The sequence below is a fragment of the Mesorhizobium sp. ES1-1 genome, assembly GCF_020164785.1.
Lineage (GTDB): Bacteria > Pseudomonadota > Alphaproteobacteria > Rhizobiales > Rhizobiaceae > Mesorhizobium.
Genome location: NZ_JAIUGX010000003.1, coordinates 270,017 through 289,140 on the forward strand (window position 1 = coordinate 270,017; position 19,124 = coordinate 289,140).

17 protein-coding genes are annotated in these 19,124 nt (G+C 65.2%); 13 read left to right on the forward strand and 4 right to left on the reverse strand.

Annotation, left to right across the window (positions count from 1 at the left end):
* The first annotated feature begins 49 nt into the window (after positions 1–49).
* From LB513_RS06610 to LB513_RS06625, 4 genes are all read left to right on the forward strand, one after another.
* Positions 50–1,546: a sugar ABC transporter ATP-binding protein gene (locus LB513_RS06610; RefSeq protein WP_224662897.1), complete on the forward strand. Its 1,497-nt coding sequence runs from the start codon at positions 50–52 to the stop codon at positions 1,544–1,546.
* 1 nt (position 1,547) lies between these two features.
* A complete protein-coding gene (locus tag LB513_RS06615; RefSeq protein WP_224662659.1) occupies positions 1,548–2,528 on the forward strand; it encodes an ABC transporter permease in 981 nt (326 codons plus the stop codon).
* A 3-nt stretch (positions 2,529–2,531) separates the two neighbouring features.
* Positions 2,532–3,479: an ABC transporter permease gene (locus tag LB513_RS06620; protein ID WP_224662660.1), complete on the forward strand. Its 948-nt coding sequence runs from the start codon at positions 2,532–2,534 to the stop codon at positions 3,477–3,479.
* Positions 3,480–3,648: 169 nt separating this feature from the next.
* Positions 3,649–5,721, forward strand: coding sequence for a 3-hydroxyacyl-CoA dehydrogenase NAD-binding domain-containing protein (locus LB513_RS06625; RefSeq protein ID WP_224662661.1), 2,073 nt, complete (start codon positions 3,649–3,651; stop codon positions 5,719–5,721).
* A 38-nt stretch (positions 5,722–5,759) separates the two neighbouring features.
* On the opposite strand, the gene LB513_RS06630 is transcribed toward LB513_RS06625, so the two are convergent.
* A complete protein-coding gene (locus LB513_RS06630; RefSeq protein ID WP_224662662.1) occupies positions 5,760–6,545 on the reverse strand; it encodes an SDR family NAD(P)-dependent oxidoreductase in 786 nt (261 codons plus the stop codon).
* An 89-nt stretch (positions 6,546–6,634) separates the two neighbouring features.
* Here LB513_RS06630 and uxuA point away from each other — a divergent pair, with 89 nt between their 5' ends.
* The 7 genes from uxuA (at position 6,635) to LB513_RS06665 (ending at position 15,548) form a co-directional block, all read left to right on the forward strand.
* The gene (gene uxuA / locus LB513_RS06635) at positions 6,635–7,819 is read left to right on the forward strand and encodes a mannonate dehydratase (RefSeq protein ID WP_224662663.1); all 1,185 of its coding nucleotides are present in this window, start codon (positions 6,635–6,637) and stop codon (positions 7,817–7,819) included.
* A gap of 160 nt (positions 7,820–7,979) precedes the next feature.
* Positions 7,980–9,356, forward strand: a complete 1,377-nt coding sequence (locus LB513_RS06640) for a glutamine synthetase family protein (protein WP_318011179.1) — start codon at positions 7,980–7,982, stop codon at positions 9,354–9,356.
* 2 nt (positions 9,357–9,358) lie between these two features.
* Positions 9,359–10,660 (forward strand): NAD(P)/FAD-dependent oxidoreductase, encoded by a 1,302-nt coding sequence (locus tag LB513_RS06645; RefSeq protein WP_224662665.1) that lies wholly within the window; start codon positions 9,359–9,361, stop codon positions 10,658–10,660.
* A gap of 132 nt (positions 10,661–10,792) precedes the next feature.
* A complete protein-coding gene (locus tag LB513_RS06650; RefSeq protein WP_224662666.1) occupies positions 10,793–11,824 on the forward strand; it encodes a BMP family protein in 1,032 nt (343 codons plus the stop codon).
* 216 nt (positions 11,825–12,040) lie between these two features.
* Positions 12,041–13,552 (forward strand): ABC transporter ATP-binding protein, encoded by a 1,512-nt coding sequence (locus LB513_RS06655; protein ID WP_224662667.1) that lies wholly within the window; start codon positions 12,041–12,043, stop codon positions 13,550–13,552.
* On the forward strand, positions 13,552–14,607 hold the full coding sequence (locus tag LB513_RS06660) for an ABC transporter permease (protein ID WP_224662668.1): 1,056 nt from the start codon (positions 13,552–13,554) through the stop codon (positions 14,605–14,607). Before LB513_RS06655 ends, LB513_RS06660 begins: the two co-directional genes overlap by 1 nt.
* Positions 14,604–15,548 (forward strand): ABC transporter permease, encoded by a 945-nt coding sequence (locus LB513_RS06665; protein WP_224662669.1) that lies wholly within the window; start codon positions 14,604–14,606, stop codon positions 15,546–15,548. The genes LB513_RS06660 and LB513_RS06665 overlap by 4 nt, the downstream gene beginning before the upstream one ends.
* 212 nt (positions 15,549–15,760) lie before the next feature.
* Here the strand turns inward: LB513_RS06665 and LB513_RS06670 are convergent, their stop codons facing one another.
* Positions 15,761–16,528: an SDR family NAD(P)-dependent oxidoreductase gene (locus LB513_RS06670; RefSeq protein WP_224662670.1), complete on the reverse strand. Its 768-nt coding sequence runs from the start codon at positions 16,526–16,528 to the stop codon at positions 15,761–15,763.
* 323 nt (positions 16,529–16,851) lie between these two features.
* Between LB513_RS06670 and LB513_RS06675 the strand changes: the two genes are divergently transcribed.
* Together LB513_RS06675 and LB513_RS06680 are read left to right on the forward strand one after the other, a co-directional pair.
* Positions 16,852–17,007: a hypothetical protein gene (locus LB513_RS06675; protein ID WP_224662671.1), complete on the forward strand. Its 156-nt coding sequence runs from the start codon at positions 16,852–16,854 to the stop codon at positions 17,005–17,007.
* Between the two features lie 118 nt (positions 17,008–17,125).
* Positions 17,126–18,070 carry an LLM class flavin-dependent oxidoreductase gene (locus LB513_RS06680; protein ID WP_224662672.1) on the forward strand — a complete coding sequence of 315 codons (945 nt, stop codon included), beginning with the start codon at positions 17,126–17,128 and terminating at the stop codon, positions 18,068–18,070.
* Between the two features lie 18 nt (positions 18,071–18,088).
* Here the strand turns inward: LB513_RS06680 and LB513_RS06685 are convergent, their stop codons facing one another.
* Both LB513_RS06685 and LB513_RS06690 read right to left on the reverse strand, forming a co-directional pair.
* On the reverse strand, positions 18,089–18,424 hold the full coding sequence (locus tag LB513_RS06685; protein WP_224662673.1) for a GYD domain-containing protein: 336 nt from the start codon (positions 18,422–18,424) through the stop codon (positions 18,089–18,091).
* Positions 18,411–19,100, reverse strand: coding sequence for a cysteine hydrolase family protein (locus tag LB513_RS06690; protein ID WP_224662674.1), 690 nt, complete (start codon positions 19,098–19,100; stop codon positions 18,411–18,413). Before LB513_RS06690 ends, LB513_RS06685 begins: the two co-directional genes overlap by 14 nt.
* Positions 19,101–19,124: the final 24 nt, after the last annotated feature.

Here is a 19,124-nt window from a genome sequence, read left to right on the forward strand (position 1 = left end):
GACCATCGAGCAGGTATCGTTGAGCGTGGCTGAAGGTAACGCCGACATCATGAGGTTGAACGGCGCCGAAAAACATTTCGGCGCCGCCAATACAGATATTGTAAGACTTGACGGTGCCGAAAAGCATTTCGGCGCCGTCAGGGCGCTGGGCGGGGTGGATTTCCATGTCGGCCCCGGCGAATGCGTCGGCCTTGTCGGCCACAATGGCGCCGGCAAGTCGACGCTGATGCACATGGTGGCGGGCACCAGCGTCCCCGACAGCGGCACGATCGGCGTGCATGGCGGCATCGAGGACAATTACTCGGTGTCGCGGGCGCAAAAGCTCGGCATACGCTGCGTGTTCCAGGAATTGTCGCTGTGCCCCAATCTCAGCGTCGCCGAGAACACGCGTATCAACCACGCCTCGCTGCAGGGCTTCGGCTGGCGGCGCAAGGCGGCCGAGCTGATCGCCGGCAAGCTCGACGAGATCTTTCCGGGCCACGGCATTTCGCCTTGGGACATTGTCGGCGACCTTTCGATCGGCCGGCGCCAGATGGTCGAAGTGGCGCGCGCCTTCACGGTGACGCAGGACCGGCTCGACCTGGTCATCCTCGACGAACCGACATCGTCGCTCGACTCGCATACGGCCGGGCAGCTGCTGGCCTTCATGCGCCGCTTCGTCGCTGGCGGGAAAAGCTGCATCCTGATCTCGCATGTGCTGGGCGAAGTGCTCAGGAATGCCGACCGCATCGTGGTGATGCGCGATGGCAAGGTGGTTGTCACCGACGCCGCCACTGCCTTCGACCGCGACCGGCTGGTGACGGCGATGGGCGGCGCGGAAGCGCATCGGAAGATCGCGGCCGAAGCCGCCACCGCCAAGTCAGAAACCAATCCGCTGCGGGTCCGGGCGCGTCCCTCCGGGCAGAAGGACGGTGCCGAGCTGGTCGCTCGTGCGGGCGAGGTCATCGGCCTGGCCGGGCTGGCGGGACACGGACAGACCGACCTGCTGCTGGCGATCTTCGCTGCCGCATCGCGACCAAGGGCAGGGGTCGAGGTAACCGCGCCGGTGGCGCTGGTCGCCGGCGATCGCCAGTCGGACGGCATCTTCCCGCAATGGTCGATATCCGAGAATATCGGCATCCGGTCGCTGGCGCGGCTGCGCAACGGGCTGCTGATCTCGCCGCGCAGGGAAGCCGAACTCGCTCAGTTCTGGCAAAAGAAGATCGGCATCCGCACCCCGGATATGAACAACAACATCTTCTCGCTGTCGGGCGGCAACCAGCAGAAAGCGCTCTTTGCGCGTGCGCTCGGCTCCGACGCACAGATCGTGCTGATGGACGATCCGATGCGCGGCGTGGATATCGGCACCAAGCTGGAGGTCTACGATCTCGTGCGCGAGGAGGCGCGGAACGGCCGCACCTTCCTCTGGTACACGACGGAAACCGAAGAGCTCGACAATTGCGATCACATCTATGTCTTCAAGAACGGCCGGATCGTCGCCAATCTGGGCCGCGACGAACTGACCGAGGAGAAGATCATCCAATCCTCCTTCGGCGATGCGGCCTGAAATGACAGCTGCCAGCATCGATACCACCGCCAGAAATTCTGCCGAGCGTGGGGCGTTGGCGCGGGCGCGCCTGCTGCGCGGATTGCTCCCGGCGCTGTCGCTGGCTCTGGTGCTGATCGCCATCGCCTGGCTCAACCCACGCGCCATCAGCTATTTCGGCTTCAGCCTGATGCTCAACCTGGCGATTCCGATCGCGCTGGCGACGATCGCGCAGATGTTCGTCATCGCGGGCAACGAGCTCGATCTGTCGATCGGCACCTTCGTCGGCTTCGTCGGCTGCGTCACCGCGACCTGGCTGAGGGACGCGCCGCTTGTCGGCGTTCTCATCCTGCTCGGGTCGATCGGGGTCTACGCCCTGCTCGGCGCGTTGATCCAGCTGCGCAATCTGCCGTCGATCGTGGTGACGCTCGGCATGAGCTTCGTCTGGCAGGGACTGGCCATTCTCGTCTTGCCGAAGCCGGGCGGCAAGGCGCCGGACTGGCTGCTGTCGATCATGGCGCTCAAGCCGCCCTTCGTGCCGTTCCCGATCATCGCGGCGCTGCTGATCGGGCTCATCGTCCATTTCGGCCTGATGCGGACTTCCTATGGCGTGATCCTGCGCGGCTCGGGTGGTAATCCGGCAGCGCTGGGGCGGGCCGGCTGGTCGCTGGTGAAGACCAAGATCGTGCTGTTTTCGCTGGCCGGGCTGTTCGGCGTGCTCTCGGGCATGGCGCTGATCGGCATCACAACCTCGGCCGACGCCAATATCGGCAATGGCTACACGCTGCTGGCGATCGCCGGCGTCATCCTCGGCGGCGGCGAATTCGTCGGCGGCCGGGTGTCGCCGATCGGCGCGGTGATCGGCGCATTGACGTTGGCGCTGGCCGCGTCGCCGCTGCTCACCTTTATGCACATTCCGCCCGACTGGCAGGTGGCGGCCAACGGCGCCATCCTGATCATCGTGCTGGCGGCGCGGGTGCTGATCAGCCGCAGGGAGAGGTAAGCGATGAGCTCGGCAAAATCGCTCGTCGCCAAACCCTGGGTCTGGTCCTTCCTCGGCGCGATCGTCGTGTGGCTGGCGACCATCATCTTCACCGGCGGCTATGGCGCCGGCGGCATGGTGACCGCGGCGCTGTCGCTGGCGGTGTTCACGGTCATCGTCGGCGTCGGACAGATGTTCGTCATCACGCTCGGACCCGGCAATGTCGACCTCTCCCTGCCGGCCAATATCGGCCTGGCCAGCGCGGTGGCCATGAAGGTCATGGGCGGCAGCGATTCCATGATCCTTGTCGGCCTGCTGGCGGCGCTGGCCTGCGGCGCCGCGATCGGCGCAGTCAACTATCTGCTGATCTGGGCGCTGCGCATCCCGCCGATCATCGCCACTCTGTCGGCGAGCTTCATCATCCAGTCGATCGATATCAGCTACGGGCGTGGCCTGCAGATCAAGCCGCCGGCCGGCTTCGCCGATTTCGCCAATCTCCAGATCCTTGGCATACCTGTGCTGGCGATCCTCACCGTCCTGTTCACCGTGGGTGCGGCCATCGCGTTGCAGCGCATGATCTATGGACGCTCGGTGCTGGCCATCGGCCAGAACATTCGCGCCGCCTGGCTTGCGGGCGTCAATGTCGGCCGAATCCGATTCCTCACCTACACCTTGTCAGGGGCGCTCGGCGGCATAGACGGTGCGCTGCTTGCCGGCTATTTCCGCGGCGCCAATATCGACATCGGCAATGAATATTTGCTGGCTTCGATCGCCGTGGTGGTCATCGGCGGCACCTCCGTGGCGGGCGGCAAGGCCAATGTGCCGGGCGTGTGGGGTGCCGCTCTGTTCCTGGTCCTGCTATTGACCATGCTCAACACGTTCGGCGTCAGCGCCGGGGTGCGTCTGCTGCTGACCGGGCTGATCATCGTCGGGGTGATCACGGCGGCGGGCGGGCAGAAGGCGGTGCGATAGCCCGATTCCGACGGCTGCCTTCTCCACTCGGTCGCGGTTGCCGCCGAGGCCGTCGCCGCGCAGGCCGTTCAAAGCCTGCCGTTGGGGTCGGCGCCCAGTTCCCTTCCGAGCCGGGGCGCTGTAAATGCGGTCGGCGGCGTGAAGCCGCAGCATTGCCGGGAGGTCTTCCTTGTCCAATTCCCTGAAGCTCAACCGCGACGGCGATGTCGCCATCGTCACCATCGACAATCCGCCGGTCAACGCGCTGAGCTTTCATGTCCGCGAGCCGCTGATGCAGGCGCTGATCGAGTTGCGCGACGATCCATCCGTCGCCGCCATTGTCATCGCCTGCGCCGGCCGGACCTTCATCGCCGGAGCCGACATCACCGAATTCGGCAAGCCGATGCAGCAGCCCGAGCTCAGGGCCATCATCGCAACGCTGGAGACCATAGCCAAGCCAACCGTCGCCGCCATCCACGGCACGGCGCTGGGCGGCGGGCTGGAACTGGCGCTTGGCTGCCATTTTCGGGTTGCCGACACCGGGGCCAAACTCGGCTTGCCCGAAGTCAAGCTCGGCATCTTGCCGGGCGGCGGCGGTACGGTCCGGCTGCCGCGCCTCGTCGGAGCCGTGAAGGCGCTCAGGATGATCGTTTCGGGAGTGCCAATCGGCGCGGCGCAAGCGCATGAAGATGGTCTCGTCGATGCCGTCTTCGAAGGCGGCCTGACCACGCACGCCGTGAACTTCGCCCGGGAAATCGCTCGCAAGGGCGGGCCCTTCCAGCCGGTGCGTGACCGCGATGAGGGGCTGAAGGAGACGGACCTTGCCGCCTTCGATGCCGAGGTTGCGGAACTCGCCAAGAAGGCGCGTGGGCTCGACGCGCCGATCGCCTGCGCGCGCGCCGTGCGCAATGCCGTCACGCTGCCTTTCAACGAGGCCTTGGCGGCGGAGCGCGCGCTGTTCGTGACCCTTGTCGGCGGCGACCAGTCGCGGGCGCAGCGGCACCTGTTCTTCGCCGAACGCGAGGCGGCAAAGTTTCCCGGCAAGGATACCTCCAAGCGCCGGATCGGGCGCGTCGGCGTCATCGGCGCCGGCACAATGGGCGGCGGCATCGCCATGGCCTTCGCCAATGGCGGCTATCCCGTGACCCTGCTGGAGACCAGCCATGAGGAGCTGCGACGCGGAATGGGAACGATCGAGAAGAACTATACCGTTTCCGTCACGCGCGGGTCCTTGACCGAAGAGGCAAGGGACGAGCGGCTGAGCCGGTTCAAGGGTTCGACCGACTATGCCGACCTTGCGGATTGCGATCTGATCATCGAGGCGGTGTTCGAGGACATGGCGGTCAAGAAGGAGGTTTTCGGCAAGCTGGATGCGGTCGCCAAGCCCGGCGCCATCCTTGCCACCAACACGTCCTATCTCGATATCAACGAAATCGCCGCCTCAACCTCGCGCCCGCAAGATGTGCTCGGCTTGCACTTCTTCTCACCGGCCAATGTCATGAAACTGCTGGAGATCGTGCGGGCGCAGAAGACGGCGCCGGACGCGCTGTCGACCGCAGTCGACATGGCGCGGCGGATCGGCAAGGTTGCCGTCGTCGTCGGCGTCTGCCACGGCTTTGTCGGCAACCGCATGCTGGCGGCGCGGGGGTCGGAATCCGAGGCGCTGCTGCTGGAAGGCGCCACGCCAGGACAGATCGACAAGGCCTTCACCGATTTCGGCTGGCCGATGGGGCCGTTCCAGATGGGCGATCTCGCCGGTCTCGACATCGGTTGGCGCAACCGCAAGGCACGCGGGCAGGCCGCGGTGATCGCCGATACGCTCTGCGAGCAAGGTCGTTTCGGCCAGAAGACCGGCCGCGGCTTCTACCTCTACGAGGCCGGCGCGCGCTCGCCGGTTGCCGATCCGGAGGTCGAGACGTTGATCCGTGAGAAGGCGGCGGAGCGCGGCATCGCGGCGCGCGCGATCAGCGCCGGGGAGATCATCGAGCGCACGCTCTATCCGCTGGTGAATGAGGGTGCCAAGATCCTCGAGGAAGGAATAGCCGCGCGCGCCTCCGATATCGATGTCGTCTGGGTCAATGGTTATGGCTTTCCCGTCGGCAAGGGCGGTCCGATGTTCTGGGCGGGGCTTGAAGGGGCGGGCAAGATCATCGAGCGGCTGGAATACTGGCATCGGCAGACCGGCAAGGATGTGTTCAGGCCGGCGCCTCTCCTGAAGCGGATGGCCGGGACCGGCAGCTGGGAACCCGACGCAACAGCCTGATCAGGCAGGTGCGGGGTTTGAAGGCGCTGGGCCTACGTTCACTTGACGCCGATGCCGGCAGTCAGGCCGCCATCGATCTTGTAGTCGGCCCCGGTGCAGAAGCCCGCCTTCGACGAGCACAGGAAGGCGATGAGTTCGGCCACTTCCTCGGGCTCGCCGATGCGACCGAGGGGATGCGCCTCGCCGAAGCGCCTGAAAGCCGCCTCGACATCGGCGTCCGTGCCGTCGGCGCCACGCGCGGCCCGTTCGAGGATCGGCGTGCGGATGGAGCCCGGGCTGACCGAGTTCACGCGGATGCCCTGGCGCGCATAGTCGAGCGCGAGCGAGCGCGTCAGCGTGTGGATCGCGCCCTTGGTCGTGGCGTAGGCGGCTACGTCCTGCTGGCAGGCGTGGCCCTGCACCGAGGCGACATTGACGATTGCGCCGCCGCCCCGCTTGATCATTTCGGGAATGCCGAAGCGCGCCGTCAGGTAGATCGAGCCGACATTGACCGACATCGTCCGGTTCCATGTCTCGAAATCCGTGGTCGTCGCCGTGCCATAGGGATGCACGGCGGCCGAGTTGACGATGACGTCCAGCCCGCCGAAGCGTGCGACGCCGGCGGCGATTGCCTTGGCCACCTCGTCAGGCACGGCGACGTCGGCTGTCACCACCAGCGCGCCGAAGCCCGCCTCGTTCAGTTCAGCCTGCATGGCCGCGTTGGCGCGCGCGTCGATGCCGCAGGCGAGGATCGCCGCGCCGCCGGCCGCGAGGCGCCTGGCGCTGGCTAGGCCTATCCCGGTCGTCCCCGTCACCAAGGCGACCTTGCCGTCGAAATCCTTCATTGCCGAAACTCCGATTTGACTCGCCATTGTTGTCCGACAATATGGGTTGCCCGACAATATGAAGCGTCGCAACCACACAAGAGACAATCATGGAACAATGCTGGCGCTGGTACGGTCCGGACGATCCGGTCACGCTCGATCATGTCAAACAGGCCGGGGCGACGGGTATCGTGTCGGCTCTGCACAATATCTACGACGGCAGCGCCTGGCCTCTCGACGCCATATTGGAGCGCAAGCGTATCATCGAGGCGGCGGGGCTGACCTGGTCGGTGGTGGAGAGCATCCCCGTCCACAATTCGATCAAGATAGGCTCGGCCGAGCGGCAGCGTTACGCGGGCTTCTACAAGGACACGATCCGGGCGCTGGCTAATGCCGGCATCTCCACGATCTGCTACAATTTCATGCCGGTGGTCGACTGGACCCGGACCGATCTCGCCTACCGGCTGCCGACGACCGGCTATGCCCTGCGCTTCGATGCGATCGATTTCGCCGCCTATGATGTGTTCGTGCTGAAGCGCCGGAATGCCGAGGCGAGCTACAGCCCGGAGCGTCTCAAGCAGGCGGAGGCCCGGCTGAAGAGCCTGAGCGAAGAACAGATCGCCAGCGTGGAACGCAATCTCATTGCCGGGTTGCCGGCGACCGAGCGCAAATACAATCGCGAGACGATGCGCGAGGCGCTCGCCGATTACGACACGATCGGCCCGGCGGAGTTGCGCGCCAACCTGGCCTGGTTCCTGAACGAGATCATCCCCGTTGCCGAGGACGTCGGCGCCCGCATGTGCATCCACCCGGACGATCCGCCCTTTTCGCTGTTCGGGCTGCCGCGCGTCGTTTCCACGGCGCAGGATGCGCGTTTCATCCTGGAGACGGTCGACAGTCCGGCCAACGGACTGACTTTCTGCACAGGTTCCTACGGCGTGCGGGCCGACAACGACCTTGTCGCGATGATCGCGGAGTTCGCGCCGAAGATCCATTTCGCGCATCTGCGCAACGTGACGCGCGAGGAGGATGGTTCCTTCTTCGAGGCGGAGCACCTGGAGGGCTCCACCGACATGGCGGATGTCGTCCTGGCGCTGATGAAGGAAGAGGCGCGGCGGCGCGCGCAGGGCAGGGTCGATTGGCGCATACCGATGCGCCCCGACCACGGCCATCTGCTCGCCGACGATATCGGCAAGACCAGGATCAACCCCGGCTACTCGCTGATCGGTCGCCTGAAGGGGCTGGCAGAGCTGCGCGGCGTCATGCGGGCGGTGGAGCGGTTCGAACTGGCCTGACGCGCACGGGCGGAGCCAGCGCCGGCACAATAGATCTCGGCGGCTCTTTCATGCGTGCTTCGGGCGCCTGCGCCTGAGGGACGATGGCGGAGCCGGTTCTGAAACCGGGAACCGCTGGGCCGCGCAGACCACTGACCTCTCAGATGCGGACATGAACGAAATGCCTGACAAGAACACGGATGCAACCGCAATCTCCAACGGCACAAGGGCCTGGCTGGCCCAACACGGCATCAACGAGGTCGAGTGCCTGGTGCCAGACATGAATGGGGTGCTGCGCGGCAAGGCGCTGCCGACGGCGAAATTCCTCAGGGCGCTTGAAGACCGCGCGCTGTTTCTGCCGAGCAGCGCCTTCCTGGTCAGCATTGACGGCCGCTATTCCGGCTCGATCGACGAGGGCTTTGCCTATTCGGACCCGGACATGCGCATGGTGCCTGACCTGTCGACGCTCTGTCTGGCGCCCGGTGCCGCTGCCGGCAAGGCCTATGTCTTCGCCGATGCCTTCCACATGGACGGCCGGCCGTGGATGGCCTCGCCGCGCCATGTGCTGCGCGCCGTGCTCGATCTCTACAGGCAGCGCGGCTGGCGCGCGGTGGTGGCGCCGGAGGTCGAATTCTATCTGACGGCGCCCAATCCAGATCCCGATCGGCCGTTGGCGGCCCCGGTCGGCGCCAATGGCCGGGCCGAGGGGGTGCAGCACCCCTATGACATGGCTGCACTCGAGGAATTCGAGCCGGTGATGCGGCGCGTCTATGATTATGCCGCGGCCGCCGGGCTGCCGCTCGACACGCTGATTCATGAATCGGGCACAGCGCAGTTGGAGATCAATCTCCTGCATGGGGATGCACTGCCGCTGGCCGACAAGGTGCTGCTGTTCAAGCGCCTGACGCGCCAGGCCGCACAGCAATGCGGCATGCATGCCACCTTCATGGCCAAGCCGATCGCAGCTCAGGCCGGCAGTTCCATGCATCTGCACATGTCCGTTGTCGATGAGGCGGGCAATGCGCTGTTTGCCACCGCCGACGATGCCGACACCGAGATGTTCGGCCACTTCATCGGCGGGCTGCAGAAATACGTGCCCGAGATCATGCCGCTGTTCGCGCCCAATGTGAACTCGTTTCGCCGCATAAGGCCGAACCATAGCGCGCCGGCGAACATCGAATGGTCGCACGACAACCGCTCCTGCGGCCTGCGCGTGCCGGCCGGCGGCCGCGCTGCCAGGCGGGTGGAAAACCGGCTGCCAGGCGCGGACTGCAATCCCTATCTGGCGATCGCCGGTTCGCTTCTGGCGGGCTATCTCGGTATCGAGCAGAAGCTCGCGCGCTCGGCCGAAGCGTCGGGCAATGCCTACAAGATCAAGAGCACGCTACCCAAAACCATGGAGGAGGCGCTGGATCGTTTCGAGGCTTGCGAGCCGGTGCGGAAACTGCTCGGCGAGGATTTTTTCCAGACTTACCTGCGCGTCAAGAGCGTCGAGCTCGACCTGTTCCAGAGCGTGGTTACGAGTTGGGAACGCGACCACCTTCTTTTGAAGGTGTGATCATGGCCTCCAGTGCAACCGGCTTCAATTCCGGCCTCGATATAGGAAAATCCTACTATGTCGCGACCGCCAACCCGGCTCCGGACCATCCGGCGCTGCTTGGCGATGTAGATGCCGACCTGGTGGTGGTCGGCGGCGGCTGCACGGGGCTTTCCGCCGCGCTTCACGCCGCCGAACGCGGCCTGAAGGTGGTGGTGCTCGAAGGCGGCAAGATCGGCTGGGGCGCTTCGGGGCGCAATGGCGGCCAGATGATCCCCGGCCTGCGCAAGGGCGCCAAAGGACTGGTCAAGCTCTACGGTCCGGAGCGGGCGAAAATGCTGTTCGATCTGGCCCTCGAGGCGCGCGGACTGGTGCTCGACATCATCGAGCGCCATGGCATCGATTGCGACCTCAGGCTGACTGGTCATCTGGTCGGGGCGGTAAACGGGTCCGATCTCAGGGATCTGGAAGAAGAGGCGCAATGCCTTGCCAGCGTGATGAAATTCCGCGACGTCCAGATCCTGTCGGCCGCGGACGCCCGCGCCAAAGTCGACACGCCCTATCAAGGCGCAATGTATGAGCCGCTCGGCGGCCACATGCATCCGCTGAACTACACGCTCGGCCTTGCCCGCGTGGCAGTGGCGGCAGGCGTGATCATCCATGAGAATTCGGTGGCGGTGAAGCTCGAGCGCGAGCCCTCGATCCGGGTCTCGACGGCGAAGGGTTCGGTTAGGGCCAAGCATGTCGTGCTGGCGGGCGATGCGCTGCTCAATGGGTTGGAGCCGCGCGTCAACAGCCGCATCATGCCGGTCGGCAACTATATCGTCGCCACCGAGCCGCTGCAGGGCGAGCGCAACGTCATCCCGGCCAATGTTGCGGTGTCGGACACGCGCTTCGTCGTCAACTATTATCGAATGTCGGCCGATGGACGGCTGCTGTTCGGCGGTGGCGAGCGCTACACGCCGTCGCCACCGGCTGACATTGCCGGCTTCGTGCGGCCGCATATGGAAGCAACTTTCCCGCAGCTAAAGGGCTGCCGCATCGATCACGCCTGGGGCGGGCTGGTCTCTGTGACGACGTCGCGGCTGCCGCATGTCGGGCATTATGGCGAGGTCTATTTCGCGCATGGCTATTCCGGCAAGGGCGTCATCCTGTCGACGCTGTCGGGAAAGCTCTTGGCCGAGGCGATCACCGGCGATGCGTCACGGCTCGACCTGTTGTCGACGCTGACGCCAATGCCGTTCCCCGGCGGCACGGCGCTGCGCGGGCCGCTCTATGTGCTGGGCATGCTGTGGTACGCGATGCGGGATCGGATCAAGCATTGAGGTCGGTTCATGGTCAGAACCGCCGTCGAAATTTGACCATGTGGACAAAGGTCCGGAGCCGATCCATAGTTGCCCGTCTGACATTTTCGCGAACAGCCGGCTCGACACGGCTGTCGAACAGAGGGGACTGCAATGGATAACCGCAAGATCAAAATCCGCCTGGCGCATGAAGGCCTGTCGCGACGCACTGTGCTGGAACTCGGCGCGCTCGGTCTCGCCGCGGCGATGCTGCCGGGCGCTGCCTTCGCCAAGGACAAGAAGCTGAAGGTCGCCGCGATCTTCGCGACGCCGATCGAGGAGCCCTGGGACAACCAGATCCATGTCGCCCTGCAGAAGGCAGTCAAGGAACTCGGTATCGAATACAAATGGTCCGAGAAGGTGCAGACCGCGGATTTCAGCCGCGTGATGCGCGAATATGCGCAGGGCGGCTACCAGCTGGTGCTGGGCGATGCATTCGCCGCCGAGCGTGAATCGCGCCGCACGGCGAAACAGTTCCCGAAGACCGCCTTCCTGTTCGGCTCCGGCGCCGGGCCAGCCGAGCCCAATTTCGGCGTCTTCGACAATTGGATACACGAGCCCGCCTATCTCGCCGGCATCATCGCGGGCAAGATGTCCAAGTCGGGCACGGTCGGCGCCGTCGCGGCGATGGGCATTCCCGAAGTGAACCGGCTGGTCAACGCCTTCTTTGCCGGCGCCAAGGAGGTCAATCCCAACATCAAGAAGAAAGTCGCCTTCATCGGCTCCTTCTTCGATCCCCCCAAGGCCAAGGAAGCGGCGATCGCCCAGATCGACGCGGGTGCCGACGTCATCTACGCCGAGCGCTTCGGGGTCATCGAGGCGGCCGTGGAAAAGAAGGTGTTCGCCATCTCCAACATGTCGGACCAGTCGAGCCTCGGCCCCGACACGGTCATCACCGGTCCGGTCTGGGACATGTATCCGACCGTCGAACAGGCAATCAAACTGGTCAAGGCCGGCGTCTTCACCGCCCAGGACTATGGCGATTTCTCGCGCATGGCCAAGGGCGGTTCTTCGCTGGCGCCATACCACAAGTTCGACAAGACGCTGCCGGCTGATGTCAAGGATTTGGTCGAGAAGAAGAAGGCCGAGATCCTCGAAGGTAATTTCCGGGTGGATGTCGACGAGAACACGCCGGTTTCGGATTGACGCCTAATTGAGGGCGGCGCGAGGCGCCCCCCTCTGCCCTGCCGGGCATCTCCCCCTCAAGGGGGGAGATTGGCTGCTTCGGTCTTGGCGCTTTTCCTGAGACGTAGAAGGTTGGCGAAAGCCGACGCGACATCCAATCTCCCCCCTTGAGGGGGAGATGGCCGGCAGGCCAGAGGGGGGCGCCTCGCGCTCCGTCCTCCCAATTCAGGAGCACTCTTGTCCGCCCCACTCATCGAAATGCGCGGCATCACCAAGAGCTTTGGCGCCGTCAAGGCGAACGAGGCCGTCGACCTCAGCGTCGCGCCCGGCGAAATCCTTGGCCTGTTGGGCGAGAACGGCGCCGGCAAGACCACGTTGATGAACGTGCTGTTCGGAGCCTATGCGCCGGACGCGGGTGAAATCCTGATCCACGGCAAGCCGGTGCGGATCACCAGTTCGGCCGATGCGCTGGCCGCCGGCATCGGCATGGTGCACCAGCATTTTCATCTGGCGCCGCGATTGACGGTGCTGGAGAACCTGTTGATCGGCATTCCCGGCAAGAGCGGACGGATCGATCGCGCCGGCGGGCTCCAGCGGCTGGCCGAAATCGGCCGCCAGCATGGGCTGATGCTCGAGCCCGATCTGCCCGTGTCGTCCTTGTCGGTGGGCGAGCAGCAGCGGCTCGAAATCGTCAAGGCACTGTTTCGCGGCGCGAGGCTGCTGATCCTCGACGAGCCGACGGCCGTACTGGCTCCGAGCGAGGTCGACGGGCTGTTCTCGGCGTTGCGTTCGATGGCAGCGCAAGGCCTCGGCATCATCTTCATCTCGCACAAGCTCAACGAGGTGCGGGCGCTGACGCATCGCTGCACCGTGCTGCGGCTTGGGCGCGTCGCCGGCCGCGTCGATGATCCGGCCAACACGACGTCGAGTGCCATGGCGCAACTGATGTGCGGGCACGAGATCGTGCCGCCGGCGAGGGGGCCATCGACGCCCGGCGAGGCGGTGCTGACGCTGGACGGCATTTCTACCTCGAAGCATTCAGGCACGGCGCTGCGCGGCGTCTCGCTTGCCGTCCGGTCCGGCGAAATCCTCGGCATTGCCGGCGTGTCGGGCAATGGGCAGCGCGCGCTGGCGGAGGTGATCTCCGGTGTGCGCGCGCCCGATACCGGACGGATGACGATCTCCGGCCAGACGGTCACGCGGTTCTCGCCGCGGGAGGTGCAGGCGCTTGGGCTCGGACGCATCCCGGAAGACCGCATGACCACGGGGCTGGTGACGAACCTGCCGCTCGCGGATTCCATGGTGCTGCCGCGTATCGGCACGGCGGCCTTCAGCAGCCGGGGATTGCTCAAGCCCGATGCCATCCGCGCCTTCGCCGAGGCGCAGATCAAGGCCTATGATATCAGGTGCCCCGGGCCGATGACCCGGGCGGGCGCGCTGTCGGGCGGCAATTTGCAGAAGGCGCTGCTGGCGCGCGAACTCGCTTTCGATCCGAAGGTGCTGATCGTCTCGCAGCCGACACGCGGCCTTGATATCGGCGCCGCCCGTTTCATCCATGAGAAGTTCCTCGACATGCGGGCCAAGGGGCGCGGCATCATCGTCATCGGCGAGGACCTGGAAGAATTGCTCGTGCTCTGCGACCGGATCGCGGTGATGTATGAGGGCCGCATCGTCGGAACACTCAACAGCGCCGATGCGACGATCGCGCGGCTCGGCTTGATGATGACCGGGGCGGAGGGCCACAGCTGATGTTTCGCCTGGAAGTCCGCACGTCGACGCCCGCCTGGTTCAACCTGGCTTTGCCCCTGCTGGCGGTCGCGGCCACGCTCATCCTGTGCAGCGGCCTGATCGCGCTTGCCGGGGCGGGCGTGTTCGAATCCTACGGCGTGATGTTCACGGCCTCGCTCGGAGACAGCTACGCCATCACCGAAACCCTGGTCCGCGCGGCGCCAATGATCTTCACCGGGCTGGCGGTCGCCGTCGCCTTCCGGGCCAAATTCTGGAACATCGGCGGCGAGGGACAATTGCTGGCCGGTGCAGTGGCCAGCTGCTTCGTCGGCGCCATCCCGATGCCCGGCGCGCTCGCCATGCTGCTGATGGCGGTGGTTGGAGCGGCCGCGGGGGCGGCGGTCGCACTTGTCCCGGCGACGTTGCGGGTGAAATTCAAGGTCGACGATGTCGTCAGTTCGCTGCTGCTCAATTCGGTCATCTACTATGCGCTGATGGCCCTGATCGAAGGGCCGTGGAAGGATAGCTTCAGCGGCTATCCGATCTCGCCGCCGATCGAGGATTTGGCCAACTTCCCGGTGCTGATCGAAGGCACGCGGCTGCATCTCGGCGTCGTCGTGGCGCTGCTCGCCGCGCCGTTGATCTGGTTCCTGATCGCGCGCACGACGCTCGGCTTCCGGATCCGGGTTACAGGCGAGAACCCGGAGGCGGCCCGCTATGGCGGCATCCATGTCGAGCGCGTTCTGATCTCGACCGCTTTGTTATCGGGTGCGCTGGCGGGACTGGCCGGCGTCGGTGAGGTCGGCGGCGTGCATTTCCAGGTGATGAGCGACCTCTCCCCGGGCTACGGCTATTCCGGCATCGTCGTCGCCATGCTGGCGCGGCTCAATCCGTTGGGCGTGGTGCCGGCGGCGATCTTCCTCGCCGCCGTGATGACCGGGGCCGAGGCGATGTCGCGGGCGACCGGCGTGCCGGCCTTCCTCAGCGACGTCATCCAGGGGACCGCCCTGCTTGCCATGCTGGTGGCGCTGCTGTTCACCGCCTATCGCATCCGCCGCGTCGGAGCAGCCTCATGAACGTGGTGTTGGAACAGATCTTCCAGGTCGGCTTCCTGGCCGCCATCATTCGCATAGCGACGCCCTTGGCGTTTGCAACGCTGGGCGAAATGTTCTGCGAACGCGCCGGCGTGCTCAATCTCGGCATCGAAGGCATCATGCTGCTGTCGGCGATGACCGGCTTCACCGCTACAAGCCTCAGCGGCAGCCTGTGGCTCGGCGTGCTGGCGGCGCTGCTGACCGGGGTGCTGATGGGGGCGCTGCACGCGGTGTTCACCGTGGCGCTGGGCTTGAGCCAGCATGTCTGCGGTATCGGTGTGACGCTGTTTTCATCGGGCCTTGCCTATTTCCTCTACCGGCTGATCTTCGGCCAGCAATCGGTACCGCCGAGCATCAAGGGTTTCCAAACAGTCCCGATACCCGTCCTGTCCGACATTCCGGTTCTGGGGCCGGCGGTGTTCAACCAGTTCGCGCTGGTCTACATGGCGATCCTCGCCATCCCGCTCGCCGCCTTCGTGCTCTACCGCACGCCCTGGGGCCTGTCGGTGCGCATGGTCGGCGAGAACCCGCGCGCCGCCGATTCGGCCGGGGTGAGCGTCATTGCCACGCGCTTCCAGGCGGTCATTCTCGGCGGTGCGCTGATGGGGTTGGCGGGCGCCTTCCTGTCAATGGCGCAGTTCAACGCCTTCACCTTCGGCGTCGTCTCCGGTCGCGGCTGGGTGGCGATCGCGCTGGTCGTCTTCGGCCGCTGGGATCCGTGGCGCTCGGCGGGAGCGGCGCTGCTGTTCGCCTTTGTCGATGCGCTACAACTGCGCATGCAGGCAAGCGGGCTGGGACACATTCCCTACGAAGCGTTCCTCATGCTGCCCTTCATCTTCACCATCGTCGCCATGGCGGTGATGTCGCGCAATGCGGTAGCCCCATCGGCCCTGCTCAAGCCGTTTAGACGGGAAGAGAGGTAATAGGCGTGGCGCCTTTCCTTCTCCCCCGTCGATCGGGGGAAAGGTGTCGAGCGCAGCTCGACGGATCGGGGGTCGACCTCCGGCGCGATGTAGAGAGGTTCTTGTGCATAAGTTGGCCACGGTTGCCAAGTGGTTCCCCCACTCCGTCTCGGCTTCGCCGAGCCACCTCTCCCCCCTCTGGAGGGAGAGGAAAGGCGCCAAGCCTTGGCTACTCACATCGCGGTAAAGCCGTTGTCGACGAAGAGATGCGCGCCGTTGACGAAGCTCGCCTCGTCGCTGGCGAGATAAAGTGCCGCCTTCGCCACCTCTTCCGGCTCGCCGATGCGGCCCTGCTGCGCGGCAAGTGCTGCGTCGGAAACGTCGACGCCGAGCCTGCCGAGGTCCGCGACCTCGCGCAGGCCGTGCGGCGTGCGGATGAAGCCGGGACAGACGGCGTTGCAGCGGATGTTGCGGTCGCGGAACTCGACGGCGATGGCGCGAGCGAACATGTGGCAGGCGCCCTTGGTGGTGTCGTAGAGCACCTCCATCGGTGTCGCCGCCACCGCGGAGATGGACGAGGTACAGACGATCGAACCGCCACCGGCCGCGATCATGCCGGGCAGCACGGCGCGCGTCATCAGGAACATCGAGCGGACATTGACGGCGTGCAGCCAATCCCATTCCTGAACGGTGGTCTCCAGGAAGGGCTTGATAACGATCGTGCCGGCATGGTTGAACAGCACCGTAACCGGGCCGAGCTTTTCGGTCGCACCCTTCACCGCCGCCTCGACCTGCGCCTCGTCGGAGACATCGGCGACAAAATGCTCGGCGACATGGCCACGCGCACGGATCGCCGCCGCGGTGGTCGCGGCTGCCTCGCCATTGCGGTCGATGATCGCCACCCTGGCGCCTTCCGCGGCGAACAGCTCGGATGCCGCCCCGCCCATTCCCGTGGCGCCGCCCGAAACGATGGCGACCTTGCCGGCCAGTCTTGTGCCCATGCTGCTGCTCCCCATTGTTGATGCATTTCCTGTGCGTGGGGGATGCTATCGCGCCCGCGTCGGATGGCCAAGCTACACGGTCCATCGTCGCCATAGCGTGGCGGAGGGGCAGGCAAGCGCCGGTCCAGACGCCGCGCGCGCCTGGGACGAGCCGACGCAAAGTGCATCAGTGCTCCGGGCCAACACCCGGGCTGCGGAGCATTCAGTAGCATGAGATACTGCGAATGGCCTCTTTCGAGGGAAAATTTCCCTACAACCGCCGAAAAATAGCAATCGACAATGTCTACTGATTTTATAGAGTAATCAGCGAGACGGAGGTCGATATGTCCTATATCCAGAACGCACAGACGGATCGCGGCGACCAGAGGCTGGCCGATACCCAGGCCTTCCGTCCAGCCTATGCGGGTGCCTTTGCCTATGTCGTCTTTGCCCTCGCATTCGTGTTCACCGCGGCAATTGTCCTGGGTCTTATTGCCTGAGTAAAGGCGGCTCACCGCCACTTTCCAGCATCCGGAGTTGAACGAACCCGAGTCGCGGGGTGAACCCGCGCGGCCGCATTCCGATCGATTGACCGCATCAGTGATGGAGGAGATGGCAATGCTGATCGAGTTCACGCATGTTCCAGGCAAGACCCACGCCGATAGCTCGGCTCCCTTCTTCTACGACTTCGCCGAGACGGCGACAAAGCTTGGCCTGATCGAGGATGGCGGCTTCCAGAAGATCATCGTCGACGACACGGCGGGCCTGCTCACGAACATGGATATCGCCGCGCAGGTGCTTGACCGAACCTCGTCGCTGGAGGTCGTCCTCACCCATTGGGCCGGGGTGGTCGACCCGACCGTGGCTGCGAGACAACTGGCCGCCATCGATGCCAGGAGCGGCGGCCGGCTGGCACTGCGGATGCTCAGCGAGCCGTTGAGCGACGACGATGCCGAAACACGGCCGGTCGGGCACACAGTCATCTGGCAGCGCATCGACGAATATCTGGTGCTGCTGAAACGGCTTTGGTCGAACGACCGGCCCTTCGACCACGAGGGCGCGTTCTACAGCATCAAGGGTGGCTACATCGAGCGCAAGGGCCCGCATGGCGCTGACCTTTCCATTCGCATGGGCGGCCAATCCGGAACCGCGCTCAGAGTGGCCGCCCGCCATGCCGATGTCTTCGAATTGGCGCCGGGCTCGATCGATGAGGTCGGCCGGCTGATGGAGCGGGTGCGCGCCGCAGCCGCCGAACATGGCCGCGCCGGCAAATTGCGCTTCGCGCTTCCGGTCAGGATCCACCAAGGGGCGTCCGCCGCCGGCCACAAGGCGGTCGACCTGTCCGGGCCGCCGGCCCAGGTCGCGCTATCGCTGCTGGCCTATACCGGACTCGGTATCGATGAATTCATGATTGCCGGCGTCGACACGCCGCGCGAGATCGCGACGGTAGGACGCGAAACGCTGGCCCTGCTTCGCAATTCGCTGGCACGGCGCGAGGCGGAGACGCCACAAGCCGGAGCCTTTGCGCCGCACCCCGCCTTAAGGACGCAAGCCCGGGTCTGATCGGGAATTGGGTAGGTTTCAGCCCAGCACGTTCCCAACGATCGTTCCGAACCTCGCCGGATCGAAGGCCGGCAGGATGAGCGGGTCGACGAAGCCGTCGCGCCGTGCGGTCAGGACATATTGCATCATGGCCTCGTTGTCGGGCATTTCGAAGATCTGGACGAAGTCGTAGGCGCCGAGGGTCGCGTAGAATGCGATCGATCGGCCGCCGAGCGCAGCGACGCGCTCCTCGCTCACCTTGCGGCGATCCGGGCTGCCGGCGAGCTCGGCAAGCCCCTTGTCAGTCAGCCGCATCAGCGAGACATAGAGCTGGCTGGTCACCGCTCCGGCGGCTGTCCCCTCATGCGACGGCATGTCTGTGCGCCTCGCCTGACAGGATCGACAGACCCGCGATGACCGCATCCGAATCCGCCAACGCGCCGAAGATGCCGTTCTCGACCGTAACCATGTGAAGGGCAGCCTCATGCGCTTTCGCGTCGCCGCTCGCGCAGGCGTCCGAAATGGTCAGGCACTGGAAATTGCGGTCGCACGCCTCGCGCAGCGTCGTGTGCACGCAGACATCGGTGGTGCAGCCCGAAAACAGCAGATGCGTGATACCTTGCGCGCGCAGCACATGCTCGAAATCGGTGTAGGTGAAGGCGCTGTTGCAGGTCTTGTCGACGATGATGTCGTGCGCGGCCACGTCGATCTCAGGAACGATCTCGAAACCCGGGCTTGACCGCAGAAGGACGTCGGTTCCTTCAAGGCCCGCGCGCTTGCGCCGCCATTTTTCGTAAGGTGTCATGTCGGCCATGTCTGCCCGGTATCCTTGGCGTGTGTGAACGATCCTGAGACCTGCCGCGCGGGACGCCGATATCACGCGGTTCACGGTCGGCAGGATCGCGCGCAACCTCGAGGGGTCATAGCCCTGCCTGGCGAAATAGCCGGACGTCGAGAGGAAATCCTCCTGCAGATCGATGACGACAAGGGCGGTGTTCTCGGCGACCAGCCGGCCATCATAGGGAAAGTCGAAAGGCGTCGCCTTGATCATCCGGTCCTCTTTCCACCGCTTGCG